22 protein-coding genes are annotated in these 22,516 nt (G+C 61.5%); 12 read left to right on the forward strand and 10 right to left on the reverse strand.

The genetic code is table 11. The annotated features are described in order from the left end of the window. Window positions 1-7 precede the first annotated feature (7 nt). From NKJ20_RS00405 to NKJ20_RS00445, 9 genes are all read left to right on the forward strand, one after another. The gene (locus NKJ20_RS00405; RefSeq protein WP_352741944.1) at window positions 8-1,105 is read left to right on the forward strand and encodes an ABC transporter ATP-binding protein; all 1,098 of its coding nucleotides are present in this window, start codon (window positions 8-10) and stop codon (window positions 1,103-1,105) included. Between the two features lie 3 nt (window positions 1,106-1,108). Continuing rightward, window positions 1,109-1,882, forward strand: coding sequence for an SDR family NAD(P)-dependent oxidoreductase (locus NKJ20_RS00410; protein ID WP_352741946.1), 774 nt, complete (start codon window positions 1,109-1,111; stop codon window positions 1,880-1,882). Between the two features lie 37 nt (window positions 1,883-1,919). Continuing rightward, entirely contained in the window at window positions 1,920-2,921 is a 1,002-nt protein-coding gene (locus NKJ20_RS00415) for a sugar phosphate isomerase/epimerase family protein (RefSeq protein WP_352741948.1), read from the forward strand. Beyond that, window positions 2,918-3,730 carry an SDR family NAD(P)-dependent oxidoreductase gene (locus NKJ20_RS00420; RefSeq protein WP_352741949.1) on the forward strand — a complete coding sequence of 271 codons (813 nt, stop codon included), beginning with the start codon at window positions 2,918-2,920 and terminating at the stop codon, window positions 3,728-3,730. The genes NKJ20_RS00415 and NKJ20_RS00420 overlap by 4 nt, the downstream gene beginning before the upstream one ends. 200 nt (window positions 3,731-3,930) lie before the next feature. Next, the gene (locus NKJ20_RS00425; RefSeq protein WP_352741950.1) at window positions 3,931-5,178 is read left to right on the forward strand and encodes an ABC transporter substrate-binding protein; all 1,248 of its coding nucleotides are present in this window, start codon (window positions 3,931-3,933) and stop codon (window positions 5,176-5,178) included. Between the two features lie 4 nt (window positions 5,179-5,182). Then, entirely contained in the window at window positions 5,183-6,136 is a 954-nt protein-coding gene (locus NKJ20_RS00430) for a carbohydrate ABC transporter permease (protein ID WP_023675501.1), read from the forward strand. A gap of 7 nt (window positions 6,137-6,143) precedes the next feature. Further along, window positions 6,144-6,959, forward strand: a complete 816-nt coding sequence (locus NKJ20_RS00435) for a carbohydrate ABC transporter permease (protein WP_352741952.1) — start codon at window positions 6,144-6,146, stop codon at window positions 6,957-6,959. A gap of 22 nt (window positions 6,960-6,981) precedes the next feature. Continuing rightward, window positions 6,982-8,316 carry a sulfatase family protein gene (locus NKJ20_RS00440; RefSeq protein WP_352741954.1) on the forward strand — a complete coding sequence of 445 codons (1,335 nt, stop codon included), beginning with the start codon at window positions 6,982-6,984 and terminating at the stop codon, window positions 8,314-8,316. A gap of 68 nt (window positions 8,317-8,384) precedes the next feature. Continuing rightward, entirely contained in the window at window positions 8,385-9,380 is a 996-nt protein-coding gene (locus NKJ20_RS00445; RefSeq protein ID WP_352741956.1) for a LacI family DNA-binding transcriptional regulator, read from the forward strand. A 12-nt stretch (window positions 9,381-9,392) separates the two neighbouring features. Here the strand turns inward: NKJ20_RS00445 and NKJ20_RS00450 are convergent, their stop codons facing one another. Next, entirely contained in the window at window positions 9,393-9,833 is a 441-nt protein-coding gene (locus NKJ20_RS00450) for a DUF2267 domain-containing protein (RefSeq protein ID WP_352741958.1), read from the reverse strand. Window positions 9,834-9,953: 120 nt separating this feature from the next. Further along, a complete protein-coding gene (locus tag NKJ20_RS00455) occupies window positions 9,954-10,214 on the reverse strand; it encodes a hypothetical protein (RefSeq protein ID WP_352682016.1) in 261 nt (86 codons plus the stop codon). A gap of 311 nt (window positions 10,215-10,525) precedes the next feature. Here NKJ20_RS00455 and NKJ20_RS00460 point away from each other — a divergent pair, with 311 nt between their 5' ends. Continuing rightward, the gene (locus tag NKJ20_RS00460; protein ID WP_352469607.1) at window positions 10,526-10,951 is read left to right on the forward strand and encodes a VOC family protein; all 426 of its coding nucleotides are present in this window, start codon (window positions 10,526-10,528) and stop codon (window positions 10,949-10,951) included. 76 nt (window positions 10,952-11,027) lie between these two features. Here the strand turns inward: NKJ20_RS00460 and NKJ20_RS00465 are convergent, their stop codons facing one another. The 5 genes from NKJ20_RS00465 to NKJ20_RS00485 all read right to left on the reverse strand — a co-directional run bounded on the left by NKJ20_RS00465 (window position 11,028) and on the right by NKJ20_RS00485 (window position 16,465). After that, entirely contained in the window at window positions 11,028-12,224 is a 1,197-nt protein-coding gene (locus NKJ20_RS00465) for a glycoside hydrolase family 172 protein (RefSeq protein ID WP_352741960.1), read from the reverse strand. A 24-nt stretch (window positions 12,225-12,248) separates the two neighbouring features. After that, window positions 12,249-13,091, reverse strand: coding sequence for a carbohydrate ABC transporter permease (locus tag NKJ20_RS00470; protein WP_352448136.1), 843 nt, complete (start codon window positions 13,089-13,091; stop codon window positions 12,249-12,251). Further along, entirely contained in the window at window positions 13,084-14,010 is a 927-nt protein-coding gene (locus NKJ20_RS00475; protein ID WP_352448137.1) for a carbohydrate ABC transporter permease, read from the reverse strand. Before NKJ20_RS00475 ends, NKJ20_RS00470 begins: the two co-directional genes overlap by 8 nt. Window positions 14,011-14,031: 21 nt before the next feature. Then, the gene (locus NKJ20_RS00480) at window positions 14,032-15,387 is read right to left on the reverse strand and encodes an ABC transporter substrate-binding protein (RefSeq protein WP_352741962.1); all 1,356 of its coding nucleotides are present in this window, start codon (window positions 15,385-15,387) and stop codon (window positions 14,032-14,034) included. 73 nt (window positions 15,388-15,460) lie between these two features. Then, on the reverse strand, window positions 15,461-16,465 hold the full coding sequence (locus tag NKJ20_RS00485; RefSeq protein WP_352690525.1) for a LacI family DNA-binding transcriptional regulator: 1,005 nt from the start codon (window positions 16,463-16,465) through the stop codon (window positions 15,461-15,463). Between the two features lie 896 nt (window positions 16,466-17,361). Here NKJ20_RS00485 and NKJ20_RS00490 point away from each other — a divergent pair. After that, on the forward strand, window positions 17,362-17,826 hold the full coding sequence (locus NKJ20_RS00490) for a hypothetical protein (protein ID WP_352448140.1): 465 nt from the start codon (window positions 17,362-17,364) through the stop codon (window positions 17,824-17,826). A gap of 39 nt (window positions 17,827-17,865) precedes the next feature. On the opposite strand, the gene NKJ20_RS00495 is transcribed toward NKJ20_RS00490, so the two are convergent. The 3 genes from NKJ20_RS00495 to NKJ20_RS00505 all read right to left on the reverse strand — a co-directional run bounded on the left by NKJ20_RS00495 (window position 17,866) and on the right by NKJ20_RS00505 (window position 21,645). After that, window positions 17,866-18,540, reverse strand: a complete 675-nt coding sequence (locus tag NKJ20_RS00495) for a LuxR C-terminal-related transcriptional regulator (protein ID WP_352448141.1) — start codon at window positions 18,538-18,540, stop codon at window positions 17,866-17,868. After that, window positions 18,537-19,766 carry a sensor histidine kinase gene (locus NKJ20_RS00500; RefSeq protein ID WP_352448142.1) on the reverse strand — a complete coding sequence of 410 codons (1,230 nt, stop codon included), beginning with the start codon at window positions 19,764-19,766 and terminating at the stop codon, window positions 18,537-18,539. The genes NKJ20_RS00495 and NKJ20_RS00500 overlap by 4 nt, the downstream gene beginning before the upstream one ends. 361 nt (window positions 19,767-20,127) lie before the next feature. Then, complete coding sequence (locus NKJ20_RS00505) at window positions 20,128-21,645, reverse strand: S10 family peptidase (RefSeq protein ID WP_352741963.1); 1,518 nt, start codon at window positions 21,643-21,645, stop codon at window positions 20,128-20,130. 282 nt (window positions 21,646-21,927) lie between these two features. Here NKJ20_RS00505 and NKJ20_RS00510 point away from each other — a divergent pair, with 282 nt between their 5' ends. Then, window positions 21,928-22,425 (forward strand): hypothetical protein, encoded by a 498-nt coding sequence (locus tag NKJ20_RS00510; RefSeq protein ID WP_352741965.1) that lies wholly within the window; start codon window positions 21,928-21,930, stop codon window positions 22,423-22,425. The last annotated feature ends 91 nt before the right edge of the window (window positions 22,426-22,516 follow it).

Below are 22,516 nucleotides of genomic sequence, written 5' to 3' on the forward strand. Positions count from 1 at the left end.
GTCGCCCATGTCCGCGTTGATGATCCGCAACCTTCACAAGAGCTACGGCTCGCTCGAGATTCTTGCCGGCATCAATCTCGAGGCTAAGACCGGAGAATTCGTCGCCCTTGTCGGCCCGTCGGGTTGCGGCAAATCAACCTTGCTCGCCATGATCGCCGGACTGGAAACCGTCACGTCGGGCGAGATATGGATCGGCGACCGGCTGGTGAACTCGGTGCAACCCAAGGACCGCGATATTGCGATGGTGTTCCAGTCATACGCCCTCTATCCCACCATGACGGTGCGCCAGAACATCACCTTCGGCATGGAGAGCCGCGGCGTGCCAAAAGCGGCGCAGGCGGAAGCTGTCCAGCGGGTTACCGCACTCCTGCAGATCGAACAGCTGCTTAAACGCAAGCCCGGCCAGCTCTCGGGAGGCCAGCGGCAGCGCGTTGCGATGGGGCGTGCCCTCGTGCGCGACCCGAAGCTGTTTCTGTTCGACGAGCCCTTGTCCAACCTCGACGCCAAGCTGCGCGTCGACATGCGTACCGAAATCAAGAAGCTTCACCATCGCGTCGGCAAGACCACGGTGTATGTCACCCACGATCAGGTCGAGGCGATGACGCTTGCATCCCGCATTGCGGTGATGAACCAGGGCTCGGTACAGCAGTTCGACACGCCGAAGCGGATCTACGACCGGCCGACCAACATGTTCGTTGCCGGTTTCATGGGATCGCCGGCGATGAATTTCATTCCCGCTCGGCTTACGGGCTCGACCAGCATCTCGGTACGCGCCGCTGACGGCAGCGACGCCAGCCTCGCCCTTGCCGCGCCGATGCCCGCCGGTGCGCCAAAGGACGTCGTGCTCGGTATCCGGCCGGAACACATCTACCGTTTCACGACCGATCTGAAGTCGCGCAAACCTGCTGTGGCGTCCATGCAGGCGCCGGTCGAATTGGTCGAGCCTACCGGGGCCGAGACGCTTGCCGTGCTCAGGCTGGGTGACCTGGAGATCACCGGCCGTTTCGAGCCGGATGACGCTCCCGTCATGGGCGAGACGATAACGCTCGGCATCGACATGTCGCGCGCCTGTCTGTTCGATCCAACAACCAAGGCGCTTCTGTAATCGATGTCCGTACAATTCGCGACTTATCCGAGCTTGACCGATCGGGTCGTGCTGATCTCCGGCGGCGCCTCCGGCATTGGCGCCGATGTGGTCCGCGCCTTCGTGGCGAACGGCGCCCGGATAGCCTTTCTCGATGTGCAGGACGAACCAGCGGAGGCGTTGGTGCGCGAGCTCGCTGGTGCCGCCGGGCAGGCTCCGTTATTTCTCCATTGCGATGTGACCGACGTCGATGCGCTAAAGGCGTCGGTAGCAGGCGTGCGCGCGCGGCTTGGTCCGGTCGCCGTCCTGGTGAATAACGCAGCCAATGATCAGCGCCATCCCATCGACGCGCTGACGGCCGACTATTGGGACCGCAGCTTCGACGTCAATCTGAGGCATCACTTCTTCGCCGCCCAGGCAGTGCATCCGCATATGAAGGAACTCGGCTTCGGCTCGATCATAAACTTCTCCTCCATTGCCTGGCGGTTCGGAGCGGACCAGATGGTGGCCTATGCCACCGCCAAGGGGGCCGTGGTGGCGCTGACGCGTGCGTTGGCGCGGTCGTTCGGACCGGATAACATCCGCGTCAATGCGATCGAACCCGGCGCCGTCATGACCGAGCGGCAGCGCGAGCTGTGGTTCAAGACGCAGGAGGCAGTCGACCAGACGGTGCAGCGGCAATTGATTCGCCGCGTCCTGCTGGGCGAGGAGATTGCACGCACCGTGCTCTTCCTGGCGGCCGACGACAGCCGCATGATCACCAAACAGTCCATAACCGTCGATGCCGGTCTGCGCTAGTGACGCCTCTCCGCTCTCCATTGGAACCGCCAAGCTGATGTTTCGTCTCGGCCTCAACCCTTACGGACTGACCTACTATCTCGGCCTGCAGGGCCGCGGCACGCCGCGGCACAATCCGGACGGCGTGGGGCTGGAAGGCTTCATCACGCTGGCGCAGGAACTGGGCGCACGCACGCTCGAGATCTACGAACCCTGGTTGACCGACTTGACTGACGCCGAAATCGTCGCCCTGCGCAGGCGTCTTGCCGCGCTGGACATCGTCCCGGTGGTGAGCGGCGGACTTCTGGTGGCAGGTCCGCTGGACAACGCCTTTCGGGCTGCGCGCCTGCTCGAGGCGACGACGATCCGTATCGCACTGACGCCTGTCCTGTGCGGCGACCGCAATGCGTGGGGTCCGAAATGGAGCGAGTTCAACGCAACGATTCGCGCTGCCTTGACGGAATGGGGGCCGCGTGCGGCGGCCGAGGGACGCGTGCTCGGCATCGAGAACCATCAGGACTTCGGCAGCGACGAACTGGCTGCGTTCTGCGAACTCGGCGGGCCGGGTGTCGGCATCACCTACGACACCGGCAACACCTTTCCTGTCGGCGAGGCGCCGCTTGCCTTCACGCGCCGGATCGCGCCCCATGTCCGCCACGTTCACCTCAAGGACTATCGCGTCCAGTTCACGGATGAGGGCTACCGCCTGGTCCGCTGCGCGATCGGCGACGGCGCCGTGCCTTTCGCCGAACTGGCAGCCATCCTTGGCGAGCACCACGACACGCTGACGGCGGTGCTTGAGCCCGGCGCGCTGGAGGCCCGTCACGTTCGCTGTCTCACCGACGACTGGTGGAACGGATATGCGCCGAAGACCGCCCGCGAATTCGCGGCCTGCCTGAGTGCTGCGCGCCTGAACCGCCTTGCGGACGACGCCGACTACCGCACGCCATGGGAGCGCGATGATGACGGTGCGCTCGTTTCGTACGAGCTCGACATGATCCGGCGCAGCGCCGCCAACATGATGAAATTCGATTTCATTGCAATGGAGAAATCAGCATGACTGCCCGAGAACTCAGCGGCCTGACCGCCTTCGTCACCGGCTCGGGACGCGGCCTCGGCCGCGTGATGGCCGACCGCTTGGCCGAACTTGGCGCAAACGTCGCGGTCCACGACCTCGATTGGGCCCGGCCATCTCAATATGGCGAATTCGCGGACCTCGGCGACTCTGCCAGGGGCTTGGAGAAGCACGGGACGCGCATCACCGCGGTCACCGGCAACATCGGCGACAAGCAAGCTGTCGCGGAAATGAAGAGGAAGATCGAGGCGGAGCTCGGCGACGTGCACGTCTTGGTAAACTGCGCCGGCGGCGACATCGGCGCCAAGGGCGAAAAGCCCAATCCCAACAACGCACTGGACATCGACTACGAAGACATCAAGGTTCTAACCGAGAACAACCTCATCGGCACTATGCTGGTCTGCCAGGCGTTCGTTCCGCCGATGGTCAAGCGTGGCTCGGGCTCGGTGATCAACATCGCCTCGGCGGCAGCGCATATCGGATGCTCGCCCGAGGTGGTCTACTCGACGCTCAAGGCGGCTGTCGTCCATTATACGCGCTGCCTCGCCAAGGAACTGATCGACGATGGCGTACGCGTCAATGCGGTGAGCCCCGGCGCCACCAAGACGGCACGGTTCCAGGCGAGCCGCGTGGTCGATCCACAGCGCATGGATTCGAGCAAGAAATCGCTGAACCGGTATGCGGAGCCTGAAGAGATCGCCGAAGCGGTTGCCTTCCTCGCCGGTCCGCGCGCGCGCTTCATCAACGGGCAGGTAATCCGCGTCGATGGCGGTTTCACGATCTTTCCAGGTTAGGCCGCGATCGTCCATACCGGGTACCGGAAGCAACTTCGCCATCGCGCGCTGTAGATAGCTCCGCCCGAGTTCGGGCAGAACTATGCACTGCATTACAGTCGGAGCTTGACAAAAACTGCGGTATAGCGGGTATATTAATCGAATAATATGACGCCATCCATTGCGAGGAAAGCGGGTGGCAAACCAGGGAGGAGACCAAGATGAGCCGCTACAAGTCAGTCGGATTCCTGCACGGCATGGTTTTGGGCGTGGCCCTGACGACCGCGACTGCGGCCCATGCCGAGACGTTGACGCTCTATTGGAACGCCGGCCACGCCTATCAAGCTTATGCCGATGCAATAGCAAAGTTCGAGGCCGATCATCCCGGATGGTCGGTGCAGTGGGAGAAATTCCAGTGGCCGGATATGCGCACCAAGCTGGTGGCGGATTTTGCTGCGAAGAGCCCGCCCGATCTCGTCGCCGAACCCGGCGGCTGGGTGCAGGAATTCGGCCAGCGGAATCTGCTGCGGCCGCTGAACGACTTCATCGAACAAGACGGCAAGGCGATCGGCTATCCCGACGACTGGCAAGCCTATTCCGTCGAGCGCAACAAACTCGGCGACCAGTACTATGGCGTCCAGATCCACCTCACCTGCGCCACCCTCGTCTACAACGTCGATATGCTGAAGCAGGCGGGCTTCGACGCGCCGCCTGCGACCTGGGAGGAGTTCCTGAAGGTTGCCAAGGCGACGACGACCGGCGCCCGCTTCGGCTTCGCTCCCAACCCGAGCATCGGATATTATTCGTCGTGGCTGCTGCAGAACGGCGTAAGCTATTACGATCCCAAGACAAACAAGGTCAATCTCGACAGTCCGGAGGCGATCGAAGCGATCCAGTTCCTCGCCGACCTGATCCACAAGGAAAAAGCAGCGACCAAGCCGGCGGCGGGTGCTGACTATGAGGGTCCGCAAAAGCTGTTCACGGCCAACCGGGTCGCAATGATCATAACCGGTCCGTGGGACGTGAAGCCGATCCGCTCGGGCAACCCGAAGCTCAACTGGGCGGTTGCGCCATCACTCAAGCACAAGGTGCAGGCGACGTTCGCGGGCGGCGTCAGCTTGATGATCCCTAAGGACGCCAAGCACCCGAAGGAGGCCTGGGAGTTGTTGAAGCGGCTCGTCGCGCTCGACACGGAACTAGCGGCTACCAAGGAAGCGGGCATGACGATGCCGCGCAAATCCTGGGCCGAAAACGCCGAGGTTCAGGCCGATCCGGTCATCGGCAGCTTCAGCAAATGCCTGCCTTACGCGCAAGACGTCACCGCCGAGCTGCGCCTCACCGGCAAGCACGCGCGAATCGAGAAGCTTCTGCAAAGTGCGCTCGAGGATATCATCTACAATCAGAAGCCAGCAGCCGAGATCATGCCGAAATTCGCGGCCGAGGCCAACGTCATCCTGGCCAACAACTAGGCCGATGTTTATCAGCGGCAGCACCGATACGGCCGATACGGACATTCGCGTCGGTGCGATGCCGACCCGGCGAGCTGCCCGCTTCAGCCGGCGCACCAGACAAACGCTTCTCGCTTACCTGCTGCTGTCGCCAGCAATCCTCTATTTCTCGGTCTATTTCTTCTATCCGATAGGACTGGAGTTTTGGGCGAGCCTGTACAGCGGCCAGCCGCTGATCGGCGAGAGCCGATTCGCCGGACTGGACAACTACGTTGCTGCCCTCGGCGACGCGCGCGTTCGGCAGTCGCTCTTCGTGACGCTGGCCTTCGCGATAGGCGTCACTGCGGCCAGCATCGCCATTGGCCTCGGACTGGCGGTCGTGCTCAACCGGCCGATCCCGGGGCGCACTCTGATCCGCGCAATCATCTTCTTTCCCTACATCACCTCCTTCGTGATCGTCGCGTTGATGTGGCAGGCAATTCTCGATCCCTACACTGGCATCTTGAACAGCTTCCTTGCCGAGCTTGGGCTGCCGACCCAGAATTGGCTCGGCGACACCTCGACCGCGCTGCCGACGCTCATCGCCATCACGGTGTGGAAGGATGTCGGCTATGCCATGCTGATCTACCTCTCCGCGTTGCAGTCGATCCCGTCCGACTTCTATGATGCCGCATCCATCGACGGCGCCACGCCGACGCAGCAATTCCGCTATCTGACCTGGCCGTTGTTGACGCCGACCACGCTGTTCATCGCGGTCGTCAGCACGATCAGCCAGCTGCAGGAGCTGGCGCCGGCCTACCTGATAACCAAGGGCGGACCGGCCGACGCGACGCGGTTCTTCAGCCTGCACGTGTTCGAGGCAGCCTTCTTCGAGCTCAACATCGGCTACGCCTCGGCGCTGTCTTTCCTGATGTTCCTGCTGATCCTGGCCATCACCTTCGTTCAGTTCCGCCTGCTCAACCGCGAAACCACCTATTGAGGTTGGCATGACATTCGCAAAAACGCTCCCGTCCTACCTACTGCTGCTCTTCTGCGTGGCGCTGTCGATCTTTCCGTTCCTCTACATGCTTTCGCTGTCGCTGCAGAGCGATGCCGACGTCTTCAGCGGCATTCCGATTCTGATCCCCGAGACGTGGCAATTCACGAATTACATCGACATCTGGCAGAAGGCGCCGTTCGCGCGTTTCACGCTCAACAGCTTCATCATCGCCGGCGGGATTACCTTCCTCCATCTGATCTTCGATCCGTTGATCGGCTACGTCTTCGCGAAGATGGAATTCGCCGGTAAGCGCGTCATGTTTGTCGCGGTGCTGTCGACGCTGATGATCCCATTCTTCATCCGCATGATCCCGCTCTATGTGCTCACCGCGCGGATGGGATGGCTCAACACCTATCAGGGCCTTATCCTTCCATTCGCCATGAGCGCCTACGGAATCTTCCTGATGCGGCAGTTCATCCGACCGATTCCCGACGAGTTGCTTGACGCTGCACGGATGGACGGCTGCTCGGAACTCGGCCTTTACTGGCGCATCGTGCTGCCGCAGGTCCGTCCGGCACTGGCGACGCTGGTCCTCCTCACCTTCGTGTTCCAGTGGAACGAATTCCTCTGGCCGCTGGTCGCCGTCAACACCACCGAAATGCGGCCGATCACGACGGGACTGACGCTTTTCAACCAGGAATTCTTCACCCAGTGGAACCTGACGGCGACGGGCGGGATCATTCTCTTCATCCCGAGCCTGCTGCTGTTCCTCTTCACGCAGCGCTACTTCGTCCGCAGCGTGATGCTGGCAGGCATGAAATGACCATTCGGAGGCATTGCACCCTATGACGTCCCGCCGACCGAACGTGATCGTCTTCTTCACCGACCAGCAGCGTTGGGATACCGTTGGTGTCCATGGCAATCCGCTCGAGCTTACGCCAAATTTCGACCGCCTCGCCGGGACCGGCACGTTCTTGGCGAATTCGTTTACCTGCCAGCCCGTTTGCGGCCCCGCCCGCTCCGTCTTTCAGACGGGGCGGTACCCGACCATCACCGGCTGCTACCGCAACGACATCCCGCTGCCTAAGAGCGAGCGCACGCTCGCGCATCATTTCACCGCGGCAGGTTATGACACCGCCTACATCGGCAAGTGGCACCTGGGGTCCGCCGAGCCGGTCACCCAGGAACAACGCGGCGGCTATCGCTACTGGCTGGCCTCCAACATCCTGGAGTTCACGTCCGGCCCCTTCGACACCGTCGTCCACGACAATGACGGCAAGGCGGTGAAGCTGCCGGGATACCGCGTCGATGCCCTAACCGACGCTGCAATCCGCTATGTCGCATCGAGGGAAGACGAGCCGTTCTTTCTATTCCTGTCCTTCCTCGAGCCGCATCACCAGAACCAGACGGACAACTACCCTGCCCCGCTCGGATACGAGGACAGGATCCGCAAGAAGCTCGCCATTCCCGGCGATCTCGCCGCACTTGGCGGCACGACAGCAGAACATTTCCCCGGCTATCTGGGCATGGTCGCGCGCCTCGACGAGGCGTTTGGACGGCTGATCGAGGCGCTCTACAGCCTTGGCCGGCTTGACGACACGATCATCCTCTTCACCTCCGACCACGGATGTCACTTCAAGACCCGCAACAACGAATACAAGCGTTCCTGTCATGAGGCGTCGATCCGCGTGCCGACGCTATTCCACGGCCCCGGCTTCCAGCGCATCGGCACATATGAAGGCCTAGTCAGCCTCGTCGATCTCGCGCCGACCCTGCTCGCCGCGGCCGGCCTGAAAGTGCCCAATTCGATGCAGGGCGTCTCGCTGCTCGACGCGCTGCAGGGCGAACGGCCGCCGCGCGACGAGATATTCATTCAAATCAGCGAGCACCATGTCGGCCGCGCGTTGCGCACCAGACGGTGGAAATATGAGGTCGAGGCACCGGGAAAAGACGGCTGGCGGGATTCCGGCAGCGATTTCTATGTCGAGGCGAGGCTCTACGACCTCGATGGCGATCCGAACGAGCTAACCAATCTCATAGCTTCGCCCGATCACGCAGAGACGCGTGCATGGCTGCGAGGCCGCATCGTTGCCCTGATGGAGGAGGCCGGCGAGGCAAGGCCCGAGATCCTTGCCGCCGGACATGGAAGCTGGAATGAAATCCGGCTGAGCGACAGCTGATCATGTCACGTCGCGCAGCGGATCCAACAATGCACGAGAGAAGTTCCGATCGCAGAAAGGCGCCGACCATGGCGGATGTCGCCCGGCGCGCCAATGTATCGACCGCTGCCGTGTCGTACCTGCTCAGCGGCGACAGCACGCGCCTGAAGTTCGTCGGCAAGGAGGCGCGGCAGCGCATCCTCGAGGCCGTCGCTGAGCTCAACTACGTGCAAAACCGCACCGCGCGGCAGCTGCGCCGCCAGCAGGCCGAGCGAATCTGCCTTGTACTGCCTCGTCTCGGCGTGCCGTTCAGCGACCGGATCGCGCAGGATATCCAATCTGCAGCGGCGCTGAGGGGATTTTCGACAATTATCACCGCGGGAGACACCTTCGAGCGAACCGACCGGATCGTGAGGGAAATCGAGAGCGGGCTGGCAGACGGCATTATCGCCGACTGGCAGCATCTCTCCGAGCCCGAGGTGATGGTCTTGGCCGCGCGCCTGGCGGCCGCGGGCCGGCCAGCGGTGATCTTCCATCCGACCATCGAGCCGGCAGGCTTCTCGGTTGTGCGCCAGCATACCGGCAGGGCCGTCTTCGAGGCACTCGACTACCTCTACCGAGCCGGCCATCGCTGTATCGCCTATATGGTGCATGAGCAAGCTGTGGACGGGAGCCGTCTCGCCGCCTATCGCAGCTTCCTGCAAGCACGCGGCCTTCCGCTGCGAGACGACCTGGTGATCGGCGGTGCAGAGGCGCGCAAGGCTGCGTTTGCCAATGCTACGGCGCTGGCCGCCCGCAAGGATCGGCCGACCGCGCTTTTCGTCGAATCCGATCTTGCCGCCGTGACCGCCCTGCACGCATTCGAGGAGGCCGGCCTCTCCGTGCCCGGCGACATTGCAGTCATCGGCTGCGGCAATATCGACGAGGGCGAATTCAGTCATCCGGCATTGACGACAATCGGCCCCGAAACTGCCCACTACGACCATCTTGCCGATCATCTGATCTCATTGATCTCGGCAACACCGGGCGCAATACCTACCCTTTTCAGCGTTTCGTGGCAGTTGGTCCGTCGCGTGTCCGCATGAGCAGGATCGCCGCTATTTGACGCCCACGCTTTCAGGCCAGAGGACCTGGATTTCCTTTGGCAGCGCATCCCGCACCTTTGCCGACTGGCCAAGGTCGATATGCCGTGCAAGCACACGCAGTACTGAGCGTGCCGCATCCTCGGGATCGACAGGACGGGTCGATTTCAATTCATCGGCGATGTGTTGCAGGAACCTCTCGAGCGAGCGTGTCTTGTCGGGCATGTCGGCGGGCCGATAGCGATCATAGTAGGCGCCGCGCACGAGCAGCGGCAGTTCCGCTCCCAATTTGGCCGCCAGTCCGATCTGCAGCCTGTCGCGAAGGGTTCGCAGAACGGCGCCCAATGTATGCCAGGCCACGTGTCGATCCGGACCAAGATCCGCCATGATCTCGTCAAGCCAGATGTTTGTTATTTGCAGCGTTTTGTCAAAAACGTCCAAGCCGGTTGCGCTCATCGTCGCCTCCTCGAAAGGTTCTGCGGGCGAAACGGCGACCGGAGATTATTGTTTCGTGATCCTGTGAAAATCGTCCTGGCAAAGCGGCGGAAACCGGTTCGGTCGGAGAGCCTGTCGGCGTCAGGTCTGCTCGACACTCTGCTTCTGCTGGATTTCGGCGATCTGTCGGAAGCGGCCGTTTTCCACCCCGTTGAGTGCAGTCACAGCGGCCAGATTGTCGCCCTTTTCATCCCACCGCACCGGCTCGCGATAGGCGATTCCCCTGAAACGGATATCGCGCACCGCCGCCAGAACGTCGCGCCGGCTCGGATATCCCTTGGATACAGTGCTGGCGTCTTTGATCGCGGCAAGGAGAAGGCAGGCCGAATCGTAGGCATTCACGGCATAATTGCGCTTCGGCTTCGCCGTCCGACGATCTCGCCAGCTTCGGCGAGCGTCGCTTCCAAGCAATCCCTTCGCGCGTCAACGACGCCCGTTCAACCTTCCCACAGTTGTATTCGGCGCCTGCGTTCCGATCATTAAAGTCGGCCTTGCTGATCCGAAAGGTGGTTGTCCTCCGCCTAACTGAGCTTGTGCTCATCGGTTCCGAACGCCGTCTCAGCAATGAGACCAGTCCTCACGTTGCCCCAGCCCGGGTATCTCTTGACTGACTGAGCGGCCCGCGCCGACAATGGCATTGGGAAGATGGCGGGATGGCGCCCACGGTGTTCGGCACCACTTGGCGATCAAGCTGCGAAAGGGCTGTCATGGATTGGAAGCTGGAACTGGTCCCGGTCCCCGTATCGGACGTCGATAGAGCAATTGCCTTTTATGTTGGGAAGGTCGGCTTTCATCTCGATCACGACCACACCGTAAGCGACGAGATACGTTTCGTGCAATTGACGCCGCCCGGTTCGGCCTGTTCGATTGCCATGGGCAAGGGCCTCGTCGACAGCCCCCCGGGATCCATAAGGGGCCTGCAACTCGTCGTGCCCGATATCGATGAGGCTCACCGGTACCTGGCCGCTCAAGGTATCGAGGTCAGCGATATCAAGGATTTTCCCTGGGGCAGATTTGTCTTCTTTGAGGATCCCGACGGCAACACCTGGTCTGTCCAGCAACTTCCACCTCGCAGCTGAGGTGGCGCGCTGCGGCACGGTCGTGCCCCGACACAGATAGCGCGGAATGCACGGTTCAATTCGAACGCATCCCGGCCTAACGCCTCTTCTCGTCGAAGGCGGCATTCCAATTGTGATAAGGCGCGCGATAGGTGGGGATGCGGTCCTCGACATCGGCAAGCGCTTCGAACGGTTTGTGCGGTTCGGCCTGATACCAGAAGGCGACCGACGAAATGTCGTCCGAGCGGCGATTGGCGTGACCGCGCTCGATGGTCACCCGGATGCGTTTGTGGAAGATGACCGGGTCCTCTATGTGCCAGCGATAGAGCGTAACCGGCTCGGTCCAGTTCGGCCCGCCGGCGGCGATGATGCCGTGATAGGGCGCGCTGTAGTCCTGTGTCGGGCACCATGCCGTGTTGAAATAGTCCTCGGTGCCGGTGCCGTGCAGCGTCGGCGGCCAGGCATCGTTGGCGGCGGGGCCGGTCTCGCCGCGATCGTCGATCAGTTCGGCCTTCGGTCCGATGCGCGGATCGGGCTTGCGCACTGTATCCGGCACGGAAATGCCCGGCTCGCCGTCGACGAAGATCATGTCGTCGCCCTCGCCATACCAGTCCCATAGTGCGGAACGCCGCCGCGAATAGACGGAATAGAGCACGCCGACATAGTGGCCGTGACCTTCCGCCTCCAGGATGGTGTAGTTGCCGTTCCCGTCGGTGTTTTCCCCGCCAAACAGGACCTGCTCGTTGGCCAGCCCCGTCTCGTCTATGCCGTCAGGTCGCTGCTGCCTGTATTGGGCGTGGAAGCGGCCCAGGCCTTCCTCGAGTTCCTCATGCAGTTCGAGATCGACATAGTAATAGAAAAGCAGGTCGTCCTCAGCCTCATTGGTGACGGTGAAGCGCATGTGGCTGGCAAACGGCATCGGAAAGTAGCAGTTGAAGGCCTTGCCATCCTCTGGACTTGCCTGCACCGGCAGGCTGGCAAAATTGCGGGTGCGGGCATGGCCCATGCCGAAGAAATCGCCGATCGGCGTTTCGATGCTCGGATGTGCCTCACCATCCCAATAGGCGCGCAATACGATCTTGCGCAGGAACGCCTCGCTCTCGCAGGCGAGCGTCGCCCAGATATGCGTGACGATGCCGGCACCGTCATGCTCGGCAATCACCACCGTCTGGCCGGGTTCGATGTGCAGCCGGTCGTCATTGCCGCCGGTGCGGTCGTAGCTTGAGAACCGGCGGGTTTTGGCGTCGCGCAATTTGGCGAGCCCGCGAAGCGGCGACAGGCCGGCATTATCCATGTGTTTCTCCTCTTGCTTCAGCGGTTATTTCAGGCCGCTTGTCTTGATGGATTCCATGATCTGGCGCTGGAAGATCACGAAGAGGACCAGCATCGGCACGGCGACGATGGTCGAGGCGGCCATGACATAATTCCAGGCGGCGGCGTACTGGCTCTTGAAGTTCGCAATGGCTACCTGCACCACCCAGAGGTTGAGGTCCGATGTGATCGTCAACGGCCACAGGAAAGCGTTCCAGTTGGCGAGGAAGAACAGGATCGCCAGTGCCGACAGGATCGGCCGGCTGAGCGGCAGGATGATGCTCCAATAGATGCGCCAGTAGCCGGCGCCGTCCATGATCGCGGCTTCTTCCAGTTCCCTGGGCAGCGACAGGTAATATTGCCTGAGCAGAAAGATGCCGAACGCGTTGAAGATCGCCGGAATGATCAGCCCGGCATAGCTGTCCAGCATGTGCAGCGTCCGCGTCAAAATGAACAGCGGCACGATGATGACTGGCAGCGACACCAGGAAGGTCGAGAACATGGCGAGGAACAGAATGTCGCGGCCCGGAAAACGCAGCCGTGCGAGCGAATAGCCCGCCATCGAATGGAAGAACAGCGCAGCAACCGTCACCGTCGCCGACACGAAGAACGAATTGAAGAGATAGCGCAGGAACGGCACCTCGGTCAGCACATAGAGGAAATTGCCGAGCGTCGGGCGTTCCGGAATGAGGCTCGGCGTGAAGACGTCGCTCGCCGGCTTGAGCGAGATGACCAGCATCCAGACAAGCGGGAATACCGTCATCAGGCCAAGTGCGGCGGTTGCCAGCATCCAGGCAAGTCTCGCCGCTCGTATCTGCGAACGGCCGGAAGGAGTTCGGCCGTCAGTCATGCTCGAAACGTCCGCCGCGCGTCAGCACGAAGAAGAAGACCGTGACCAGCATCAGCGCCAGCACCAGCAGCGATGCCATTGCCGACGCATAGCCGAAGGCGCCGAACTGGAACGCCTGCTTGTAGATGTAGATGATCAGCACCGAGGTCGAATTGACCGGCCCGCCTTTGGTCATCACATAGATCAGGTCGAAGACCTGGCCGCCGGCGACAGCCGCGACGAGCGAGACCAGGAGGACGAAGAAGCTGGTCGGCTTGAGCAAGGGCAAAGTAATGTACCAGAAGCTTGTCACCGGCCCGGCACCGTCGATCTTTGCGGCTTCGTAGTACTCTGCCGGGATGTCCTGGAGCCCGCCGAGGAAGATCAGCATGTAGAAACCCATCAGGAACCAGACGCTGACCAGCACCAGCGTGAACAGCGCCAGATTTGGATCGCCGAGCAGCGAAATTCCGCCGAGGCCGACGAGCGGCGCCAGCCGGCTGACGATGCCGACCTTTTCGACCAGCATGAGCTGCCACACGAGCGCCACCACGACCAGGCTGACCATCTGCGGCGCAAAGAACATCGAGCGCATGACCGCGTTGAAGCGGTTGGTCTTCTGCACCAGAAGCGCCAGTCCCAGTCCGGCGACGTAGAGCGCCGGCACCAGCATGACGGCATAAGCTACCGTCACCTTCACGGACGACCAGAACAGCGGGTCGCCCCACATGCGCCTGTAATTGCCGAACCCGACGAACCTGTAGCCGCCGAAGCCGTTGACCTCGAAGAACCCGACGGCGAGCGACAGCAGCATCGGCACGCCGACGAACACCAGCAGGCCAACCGCATCGGGCAGGACGAACAGCCATGCGGCGCAGCGCTCCCTTTGCTTGGCGGTGAGGCCGCGGGCGGAATTCGCGCCCGCGGCTGGCGGTTTCATCTGATCCATGCTGGAAAGGGCCTAAAGGATCGGCGCGCCGGAATAGGAAGCGAGGAACGCATCGAGTTGCTGACTGGCCGTCGTCGCCGCCTGCTGGGCATCAACCCCGCCAAGCTGTGCCGACTGGATGGCGTCGGAGATGATCTTGTAGGCCTCCGGCGGAACCCGCGGCTCGGCGCGCGTCCCCGGATGGATCTCCTTGGCGAAGGTGCCGAACTTGCCGGTGCTGAAGACATCGGCGCCGGCCTTCAGCGCGCTGTTGCGCGGCGGCATGTCGCTCTTGGCGACAGTGCACCAGTTGACGACCCGGTCGATCGATGCCGGATCCATTGAGGCCAGCGCCCAGGCGCAGAACTGGGCGGAAGCATCCGGGTTCTTGCCTCCGGCATTGGCGACAAAGGCCCAGCCACCGCCGACGGTGACGTATTTGCCATTGGCCGGTGTCGGCAATTTGAAGATGCCGTAGGGCACGTCCTTGGCGTTGTTGTCCATCGCCGAAATGCCCCAGATGCCGCAGTTCTGCATGGCGCACAGCCCTGCCCCGAGATTGGCGACTATGTCGAAGCCGCCGCCGACCACCTGACGCGGCGCCACGCCGGTATTGATGGCATCCTGCCAGAGTTTCAGCGCCTGGACGGTGGCCGGCGAATCGAAGGCGCTCTTGCCGTCCTTGCCCTGGAATTCGCCGCCGCCCTGCCACAGGAACGGATACCAGGTGAAGTTCTGGTAATAGCCGGGAGTCGTTTCGAACAGCACGCCGTAGCGACTGGGCGTCGTCAGCTTTTTGGCGACCGCCAACAGCTCGTCCCAGGTCTTCGGCACGTCGTTCTCGTTGAGCTTTGCATCCTCGAACGCTTTGACCGAATAGTAGAAGGCCATCGGCTCGACTTCCATCGGCACACCGTAGATCTTGCCGTCCACCATGCGGTTGGCGATGACGCTTTCCGGGAAATCGACTTTGGCGGCATCCTCGATATGCGGCGTCAGGTCGGCAAGTACGCCGCCATTGTAATAACGCAGGAAATCGCCGGGGCTGATGAGGAAGATGTCAGGGCCCTCGCCCGACGCGAAGGCCGTTGCCAGCTTGGAACCGGAGATGTATTCGCTGTTGACGACATATTCGAGCTCGACCTTCTGGTCGTGGCCGTCGTTCCAGTCGGCCACCAGCTTCTCGAACCACTGGACCTGCGGCTTCACGTCTCCCCCAGGCGCATAGAACTGCCAGAATTTCAGCGGCGCTTCCTGAGCGCGCACGGCCATCCTGTTGATGAACGGGAAGCCTGTGAGGCCGGCGGCAGCGAAAGTGGCGCCGCCCTGGATCAGCCGACGGCGGTTCAGGCTGGCCAATGTCCGGTCGCGGGTCGTTTTGTCAGTCATCAATTCCTCCCTTGGATGTTGTTCGGTCGAACGTTGGCGAAGGGACCTCCGTTCCCTTTGCCGGCATCTGGCGTCACGCGCTGTCGAATGGGCTCAACACGCATGGGATCACTTCGGTGCGCGGCGCGCCCTCGACTTTGCCACCCAGCCGTTCGAGCAGCATTTGCGTGGCGCGCTTGGCAAGCATTGTCGGACTGTTGCCGACACGGGTCAGCTTCGGCCTGACATATTCCAGTTGAGGCAGGTCATCGAAGACTGCGATGGCGATATCCTGAGGGATATTGATCCCATGGTCGTAGAATTCGGTCAGCGCACCGGAGGCCATCAGATAATTGGCGAAGAACATCGCCGACGGCAGGTTTCCGCCGTGCTTCTCCCTGAGCCAGGTGACCGCTTCCCGCCCGGACGGGGCAAGATAGCTTCCCTCGAACCGCAGATCGGCGGAGATTGGCACGCCATTGTCGGCGAGCCCTTTTTCGAAGCCGGCGGCACGCGCCATCGCCTCCTTGAAAAAGGCTGGCCCGGTGACATGGGCGACGCGGCGATGGCCCCTCTTCGCCAGATACTCGCCCATCAGATAGCCGCCGCCGAAATCGTCCAGCTGGACGCTGTCGACAGCATGGTTCGGCAGATGGCCGATGAAGACGGCGGGCAGATCGAGGCTGAGCAGTTCGCTGTGCATGCCGTGCAGCGCGAAGTCGGCAACGATGACGCCGTCGACCCGCTTGCGCCCTATCTGGCGCAAATACTCGCGGCCGTGATCCTGTGAATGTCCGCCCGGCACGTCGGTGTTGAAGATCAGCATGTCGAGGCCGACCACTTCGAGCGTCGACTGCGCCGTTTTCACCAGCTCCGGATAGAACGGGTTGCGGATGTCCGGGATCAGCATCGCGATGATGTTGGTGCGGCCGGTGCGCAGGCTTTGCGCCTGCGGGTTCGGCGTGTAGCCGAGTTCGTCGATCGCCGCTTGTACGCGTTCACGCAGCGATTTCGATACCCGGTCCGCATGGTTGATGACATGCGACACGGTCGTGCGCGACACGCCCGCTCGCGTAGCAACTTTGGAAATCGTGCTCATGGTGACAGGTTATGAGCACATGAATGCATTTGCAAATCGATTTTACCGGTGTCTCGCAAATTAGGGCCGTCAGGCGGATTGCGCAAAATGCCAAAAGAAAAGGCCGGACTGTTAAGCCCGGCCAAGTGTGAAGGTCTATAACCTCCAGAGGGGAACGCGCCGGACGCAATGGGAGGAGACATCCGACGCAATTCGCATATGGGTCTGTATTGGTGGCGTTTCAACGATGCGGCAGTAGACCAACGGCGTTGCTGCCATAGAGCCAGAAACGCAAAGCATTCGAAGGGGGCGGTGGATCGCAGCTGCCAGTTGGACACAAAGGTCGCCGAATGCAGGGTGGCTCCTGGCATAGGGACTTCAGTCTGTAGGCCTATCGACCAAGGACCCGCACAGCCAAACTTTGGTCCGAGGCTGCTATCGCAAAAGCCCGAAATGCGAGAGTTTCAGGAACTGAGTTCCGAGGAGCCCCGTTGCGATGCCGACTGTTACAGGAGGCCGCCATGGACCCGAGCATTCACCAGGCGCGTTGGCTGCTTTTTCCGTTATTTGGCCTGTGTTTCGGGATCGCGGCCATTGGATTTATTGTTGGCTGACAGTGGGAACTCGGCGCTATCGCGGAGAGACGCAACCACGGGAAGGCAAAAGACTTGCGCAGTAAATAGTCCCTTCCTGCGCTAGCGAGACCCACCAGTTACCATCGTGGGACTGGTGGGCCTTGACGTTCCGGACGCAAACCATTGTTTTAAGCATCACACGAATTCGAACAGGAGGCAGTACGACAGAGCCGTATGATTAAGGGGAGTTCCGACATGCGACTGGCAAGTTCATTGATGACGACCCGGAAACGAAGGACCGGATCTTCACGAGGACGTCGTGTCGGCATTTCTGTAGTCGTCTTGACCTTCATTCTCGTCGTAAGCCCCTATCGCGTCGTGTTCGATGGATCATCGCAGCCGCTCGGCCCGCAGGCTGCCTGGGCCAAAGATGGCGGGAACGGCAACGGCAATGGCGGGAACGGGAACGGGAATGGGAACGGCAATTCGGGCAATTCGGGTGGAAACTCCGGCAATTCGAACTCGAACGCTGGTGCCGGCAAGGGCAAAGCAAAGTCGCAGGACGACAATCTCCCTGATCCCGCCCCTGCGGTAAACCCCGATAGCAAGCCAAAACTCTTTGTCAACGCATCCACAGGAGACCGGGTCGAGGTGAGCGGCCCGAGCATTGGCGTGGTGCATTCGAACGGCCTCAGCGAGCGCATCGACAGCGACCAATATGAAATGCGGGATGCCGAGGGCCGCACCATCATTCGGCGCCTGGCGACGCGTTCCGATCGGGACAGGTTGCTTGGAATGATCAACTGAGGGCCAGTTCACATGGCCGCGCTGTGCGGCAATTTCGGCTCAAGCATGATCGCGAACAGGCGGATGCCGGCGCTCAGTCGCATCGCGCAAGGTCATGGCGGCTTCGGTCCTGTTGCTGACGTTGAGCTTGGCCAGGATTCGCGTCATGTGGTGCTTTATCGTCTTTTCATGCAGGTTCAGCCGAAGCCCGATCCGCTTGTTGCTCAGTCCCGCGGCAACCAGCGTCAGGATCTCCCTTTCGCGGCTGGTGAGGTCGGCAAGTCCGTCAGCTTTCGCCGGCTCTTTTGATTGAGCCGAGAGATCGGCCAACAGGCGCGCCGACAATTGTGGACAGACATATCGTTCGCCCGACGCTACCGTGCGCAGGATCGCAGCCAACGTCCTCGACCCGACCCCCTTCAGAACATAGCCCCTTGCCCCGCTCTGCAACGCGGTCATCACGTGCTGGTTTTCTTCCGAAACGGTCAGCATCACAATTTTCAGTGCCGGATGCCGCTCAAGGGCCGGTCCGATCACGCCAAGGCCACCTCCAGGAACCGAGATGTCCATCAGCAGAATGTCGGGCCGCTGGTCTTCGATTATCCGCAGGGCATCGTCTCTGCTGCTTCCTTCACCGACGATCTCGAACCCGCCGATCTGATCGAGCGTGCGCACAACGCCTTCCCTGAACAGCGGGTGGTCGTCGACGATGGCGAGCTTGATGGCTACTGTCATGTCTGCCCCATTTCAACGATGTTGAGGGCCATTCTTACGACTGTGCCACTCTGTGAGGAAGTCACGGTAAACTGGCCCCCGAGGCTTTCCACCCGCTCGCGCAGCCCAATGAGTCCCAGCCTCTCGGGACGCACGATTTGCGGGTCAAAGCCAGCGCCGGCGTCGGCCACTTCGATACAAACGCGCTCGCCGTCGAAATGTTTCTCGACCGACTGACCTTCACCTCCGGCATGACGGAATCCATTGTTCAGCGCCTCCTGGACGAAGCGGAAGATGCAGATCTTGGCCGCCGGCGACAACGGCGCATGGCCGCCGGTCATCGATAATCTCACTTTGACGCCGGTTCGTTCTTCGTGCGCCCGTACGGCTAGCTGGAGAATTTCACCCAGTTCGGCATGCTCGATATGCGGCAGGACAAGGCCCTTGCTGATGCTCCTGATCTCGCGCATGGCATCGTCCAGATGTGCTTTGATGGCCAGCAATTCCTGTGCACGCTTCGATTGCGGCGTAGCGGGATCGGCAATGACGGGGCTGTCGATCCCCAGCGCCGCGAGAGCAACCAATTGCGCGGGGCCATCGTGCAAGTCCGCACCGATGCGCCTGAGATAGCGTTCGTTAAGTGCGGTGGCACGCTGCGAGGCACGCTGCACCCGCAGCCTCAACAGTCTGTTTTGCGCAAGCAGATCGGAAAGCTCGGCAATGCGCTGCTTCAACGAGCGGCTCTGCGAACTGATCATGCGGCTGCCACGGAACACGATTGCCGACAGCCCGAGAAAGAAGGCCGCTGTGACGACGGCAACGTCCAGCCAGGTTCGAATGAGCGCCTGATGCAGGTTTCTTTCAAAATCAGTGGCGACCTCGTAGAATTCCGAAACGGCCACCACTTCCCCCGACCATGGCTGCAGCACCGGATTGTAGATCTCGAGGAGATGCAAGCCGCTGGCTCTTTCGGCCTCGCTGTCCGGATCGTCGAGCTTGTCGAACTCCGAGACCATTTGGCCTGCGAATGCCGCCCGGAGATTGTCGCTGGGTTCGAAGCGCTTGCCGATCAATGTCTTGTCGGTCGAATACAGGATGGTTCCGTCGCGACGCCAGAGCTTGAAGGATTCGAGCCTTGTGCCGAGTGCCCCTTGTCCCAGCGTTTCATCGAGCGCATGGGCGACGCTCTCGTCGAGCACTTCGCTCTTGCGCATATCCGGAAGCAGCGGCGCGATAACGCTGTCCACGTAAAGAGCCGTTGCGGATGCCGAATTCTGCGTGACCACGGTTTCTATATGGTTCGTGACGGAAATCCCCACCACCACCATGGCTGACAGGGAAAATAGGCCGCCCGCGAGCAGGAACTGCGTTGCCAGCGACAGCGCATTCCAACGGTCAACAAGGCTTGTCAGCCTGTGTGGCTTGGTGTTCCGAATGGCCCGCTCGGCAGCACGCCGCACCAGTGGCGCGATTCTGGAGAGCCGGCTAATCCGTTGTCGAACGTCGCTGAAAGACGCCATCCTAGGTGTGTAACCGATCAATCGCGATGGAACTAGGGCCTGATGAGAGGGCGAACAGCGTATCCGGCGCTTTTTTGGGCAAACCGTCTCATTGCGTCGTTCGGTAAAGCTCGGACGCGGCCTGCTTCAGTGCCGCCCGTCCATCCGGCCTCAGATACATCATGTGCCCGCCCTCCAGCACCTCGGTGCGAATGGGCTTTGCGCCGGCAAGCGAAGGAATTTGACCAAGCAGGTAGCGCGAGCCCATGTACGGCGTCACCAGGTCGCTGTAGCCGTTGACGATCAGCACGCCGAGGCTGGGGTTTAGCACGCGCGCCTGTTGAAGGTCGTCCATGACACCCGCATAGCCCTGACGCGTCGCGCTCGTCCCATAGTCCCAATTGCCGCTGACTTCACGGTTGAGAAGCCGATAGCTGATATCCGTGCGGAAGTTCAATTCATCACGCACATAGCCGACGAAAGCGGAGGTGAGCGCCGGCACGCTTCGGTCGAGCACCGGATCGGGACCCTCGACTCCCAGGCTCTCTGGCGCCACGTCCGCTGTCGCGATGTTGCCGTCATAGGCGCTGAGAACATTGCCCTTTGCCCGTGCAAACTCCTTGGCGAACAGCCCTATGGGAATGCGTGCAAAGTGCCGCTGGACGAGATCGAGCGGCAGACCGGTGATTGCGGCGACACGCTGGCTCGCCAGGCGTCCACCCTGCTCCAGCCCACCTGCCAGCGCGGCCAGATAATCGCCGAGCGCATAGCGTTCGACTTCTGCCAGCCGCTCCTGCAGGGCCGGGCCGGAAACGCCTTCGCTGTGTAGGCGCACTGCCGCCAGCGACGGCAGTTCCAGCGCCCAGTGGAGCGGCTGGAACTCGTCTGGGCGCACCAGCGTGAATTCGAGCGCCGGCGAAATCAGCACGACGCCACTCGGGCTGATGCCGATGTCTTCCTGAAGCTTCCTGGCGAGCAATGCTGCTCGAAAGCCGCCATAGCTTTCGCCAGCCAGGAAGACAGGCGATGCCGTACGGTTCGTCTGCGCCAGATAGAGCCGGATAAACGCGCCTATCGACGCGACGTCCTGGCTGACGCCCCAGAAGCTGTGTGCTTCTGTGCCGGGCGCTTCACGGCTGTAACCGGTTCCAACAGGGTCCACAAAGACCAGGTCGGTCATGTCGAGCCAAGTGTCGGCGTTGTCGAACAGCCTCTGCGGCGGCGGCAGGAAACTTCCATCGGCCGCCGTCGCCAGGACCCGCGGACCGAGCGCGCCGAGATGAAGATAAGCGGAAGCTGCTCCCGGACCGCCATTGAACACGAAGGTGATCGGGCGCCGCGGATCCGGTCCCGTTTCTTTCCCGGAATGCAGTGCATAGGCGACGTAGAAAATCTCGGCGGTGATATCGCCTTTGCCGGACGGCAATGACAGCGTGCCGGCCTTGGCCTCGTAATCGAGCGTGCGTCCGGCTATGACGATCGAATGATCGGAAGTCTGCGGCGGTGGCAGGAGCGAGAGAACCCCGCCTGTGGGCGGCGGCCGCTGGGCCGTCTCCGCGTGACCCACCCCAACTCCGGCAACCAACAGCAGAAGAGCGAGGGCGATTTCTTGCAGCTTGATAGGCATGACGTCTCCGGAGCAATTGGCTGGAAACTAGCACACCGTCGGCCGAACCAAAGTCACAGCACCGTGCGCCAGTACATCTGACAAGAAGAGGGGTCGGATTTGGAAATCCGATGCCCAGGCGGAAGATAGGGCGCGAGGGTCACGGCAGCAGCCTCAACCTCTTCCAGCAGATGCGTGCGGCGGATTGGCGGACCAAACGACTTCGTGAATTTTCTGCCGGTTGACTCGATTGGCCCACTTCCTAGGTTGGCATTCGGGGCTCCCGTGCAATCCGAAGTTGGTATGACATCTTTCCACACCCGAAAGCTTGCCTTTCTCCTTCTATCGGCAAGCGCCGCCATCCTGTCTTCCTGCGTCATGCCCGACGACACGTCGAGCACTGCGAAGGAAGACGCCACGGCGGCGGCAGCCCGCAGGGAGATGGTCGGCCTTAGCGAGGCGGACGTTCGAATGTGCGCCGGCTTTCCGACCGCCACTGCCGATGTCGGCAAATCCGGCCAGATCTGGACCTATCAGCGCGTCGTTCAACGCGGCAATCTCAACATTGTCGTTCCGACCGTGGCCATTGGCCCGGTCCCGGCGCTGGGAGGTTCCGTCAACGTCGCCCCCGGCGGCTATTGCAACACGCAAATTCGAATGGTTGACGGTCATGTTGCCGAGGTTGCCTACGCCGGCGACAACAACCTGCCGAACAACCGCGATGCGCTCTGTGTCAGCACGGTAGACGCCTGTGTCGCCTACGCCCGTCAGTATCATCCAGGCAGGACAATGGGCAGATAGCGGGATGAGTGGCATTGCCGCTGATCTGAACGCCTGAGATTTCTGGTTTGCCGGCTATTGACTATCCTCGATCCCGATCGAGCATCACCGA

Source organism: Mesorhizobium sp. M0185 (assembly GCF_040322175.1).
Taxonomy (GTDB): domain Bacteria; phylum Pseudomonadota; class Alphaproteobacteria; order Rhizobiales; family Rhizobiaceae; genus Mesorhizobium.

Bases quoted from the DNA above. Each gene is read 5' to 3' on its own strand.
- NKJ20_RS00435 (WP_352741952.1), top strand. From the start codon at position 6,144: ATGACATTCGCAAAAACGCTCCCGTCCTACCTACTGCTGCTCTTCTGC.
- NKJ20_RS00465 (WP_352741960.1), bottom strand. From the start codon at position 12,224: ATGGATAATGCCGGCCTGTCGCCGCTTCGCGGGCTCGCCAAATTGCGC.
- NKJ20_RS00510 (WP_352741965.1), top strand. From the start codon at position 21,928: ATGACATCTTTCCACACCCGAAAGCTTGCCTTTCTCCTTCTATCGGCA.
- NKJ20_RS00415 (WP_352741948.1), top strand. From the start codon at position 1,920: ATGTTTCGTCTCGGCCTCAACCCTTACGGACTGACCTACTATCTCGGC.
- NKJ20_RS00450 (WP_352741958.1), bottom strand. From the start codon at position 9,833: ATGAGCGCAACCGGCTTGGACGTTTTTGACAAAACGCTGCAAATAACA.
- NKJ20_RS00495 (WP_352448141.1), bottom strand. From the start codon at position 18,540: ATGACAGTAGCCATCAAGCTCGCCATCGTCGACGACCACCCGCTGTTC.
- NKJ20_RS00475 (WP_352448137.1), bottom strand. From the start codon at position 14,010: ATGAAACCGCCAGCCGCGGGCGCGAATTCCGCCCGCGGCCTCACCGCC.
- NKJ20_RS00410 (WP_352741946.1), top strand. From the start codon at position 1,109: ATGTCCGTACAATTCGCGACTTATCCGAGCTTGACCGATCGGGTCGTG.
- NKJ20_RS00460 (WP_352469607.1), top strand. From the start codon at position 10,526: ATGGCGCCCACGGTGTTCGGCACCACTTGGCGATCAAGCTGCGAAAGG.
- NKJ20_RS00485 (WP_352690525.1), bottom strand. From the start codon at position 16,465: ATGAGCACGATTTCCAAAGTTGCTACGCGAGCGGGCGTGTCGCGCACG.
- NKJ20_RS00420 (WP_352741949.1), top strand. From the start codon at position 2,918: ATGACTGCCCGAGAACTCAGCGGCCTGACCGCCTTCGTCACCGGCTCG.
- NKJ20_RS00440 (WP_352741954.1), top strand. From the start codon at position 6,982: ATGACGTCCCGCCGACCGAACGTGATCGTCTTCTTCACCGACCAGCAG.
- NKJ20_RS00425 (WP_352741950.1), top strand. From the start codon at position 3,931: ATGAGCCGCTACAAGTCAGTCGGATTCCTGCACGGCATGGTTTTGGGC.
- NKJ20_RS00505 (WP_352741963.1), bottom strand. From the start codon at position 21,645: ATGCCTATCAAGCTGCAAGAAATCGCCCTCGCTCTTCTGCTGTTGGTT.
- NKJ20_RS00430 (WP_023675501.1), top strand. From the start codon at position 5,183: ATGTTTATCAGCGGCAGCACCGATACGGCCGATACGGACATTCGCGTC.
- NKJ20_RS00470 (WP_352448136.1), bottom strand. From the start codon at position 13,091: ATGACTGACGGCCGAACTCCTTCCGGCCGTTCGCAGATACGAGCGGCG.
- NKJ20_RS00405 (WP_352741944.1), top strand. From the start codon at position 8: ATGTCCGCGTTGATGATCCGCAACCTTCACAAGAGCTACGGCTCGCTC.
- NKJ20_RS00445 (WP_352741956.1), top strand. From the start codon at position 8,385: ATGGCGGATGTCGCCCGGCGCGCCAATGTATCGACCGCTGCCGTGTCG.
- NKJ20_RS00480 (WP_352741962.1), bottom strand. From the start codon at position 15,387: ATGACTGACAAAACGACCCGCGACCGGACATTGGCCAGCCTGAACCGC.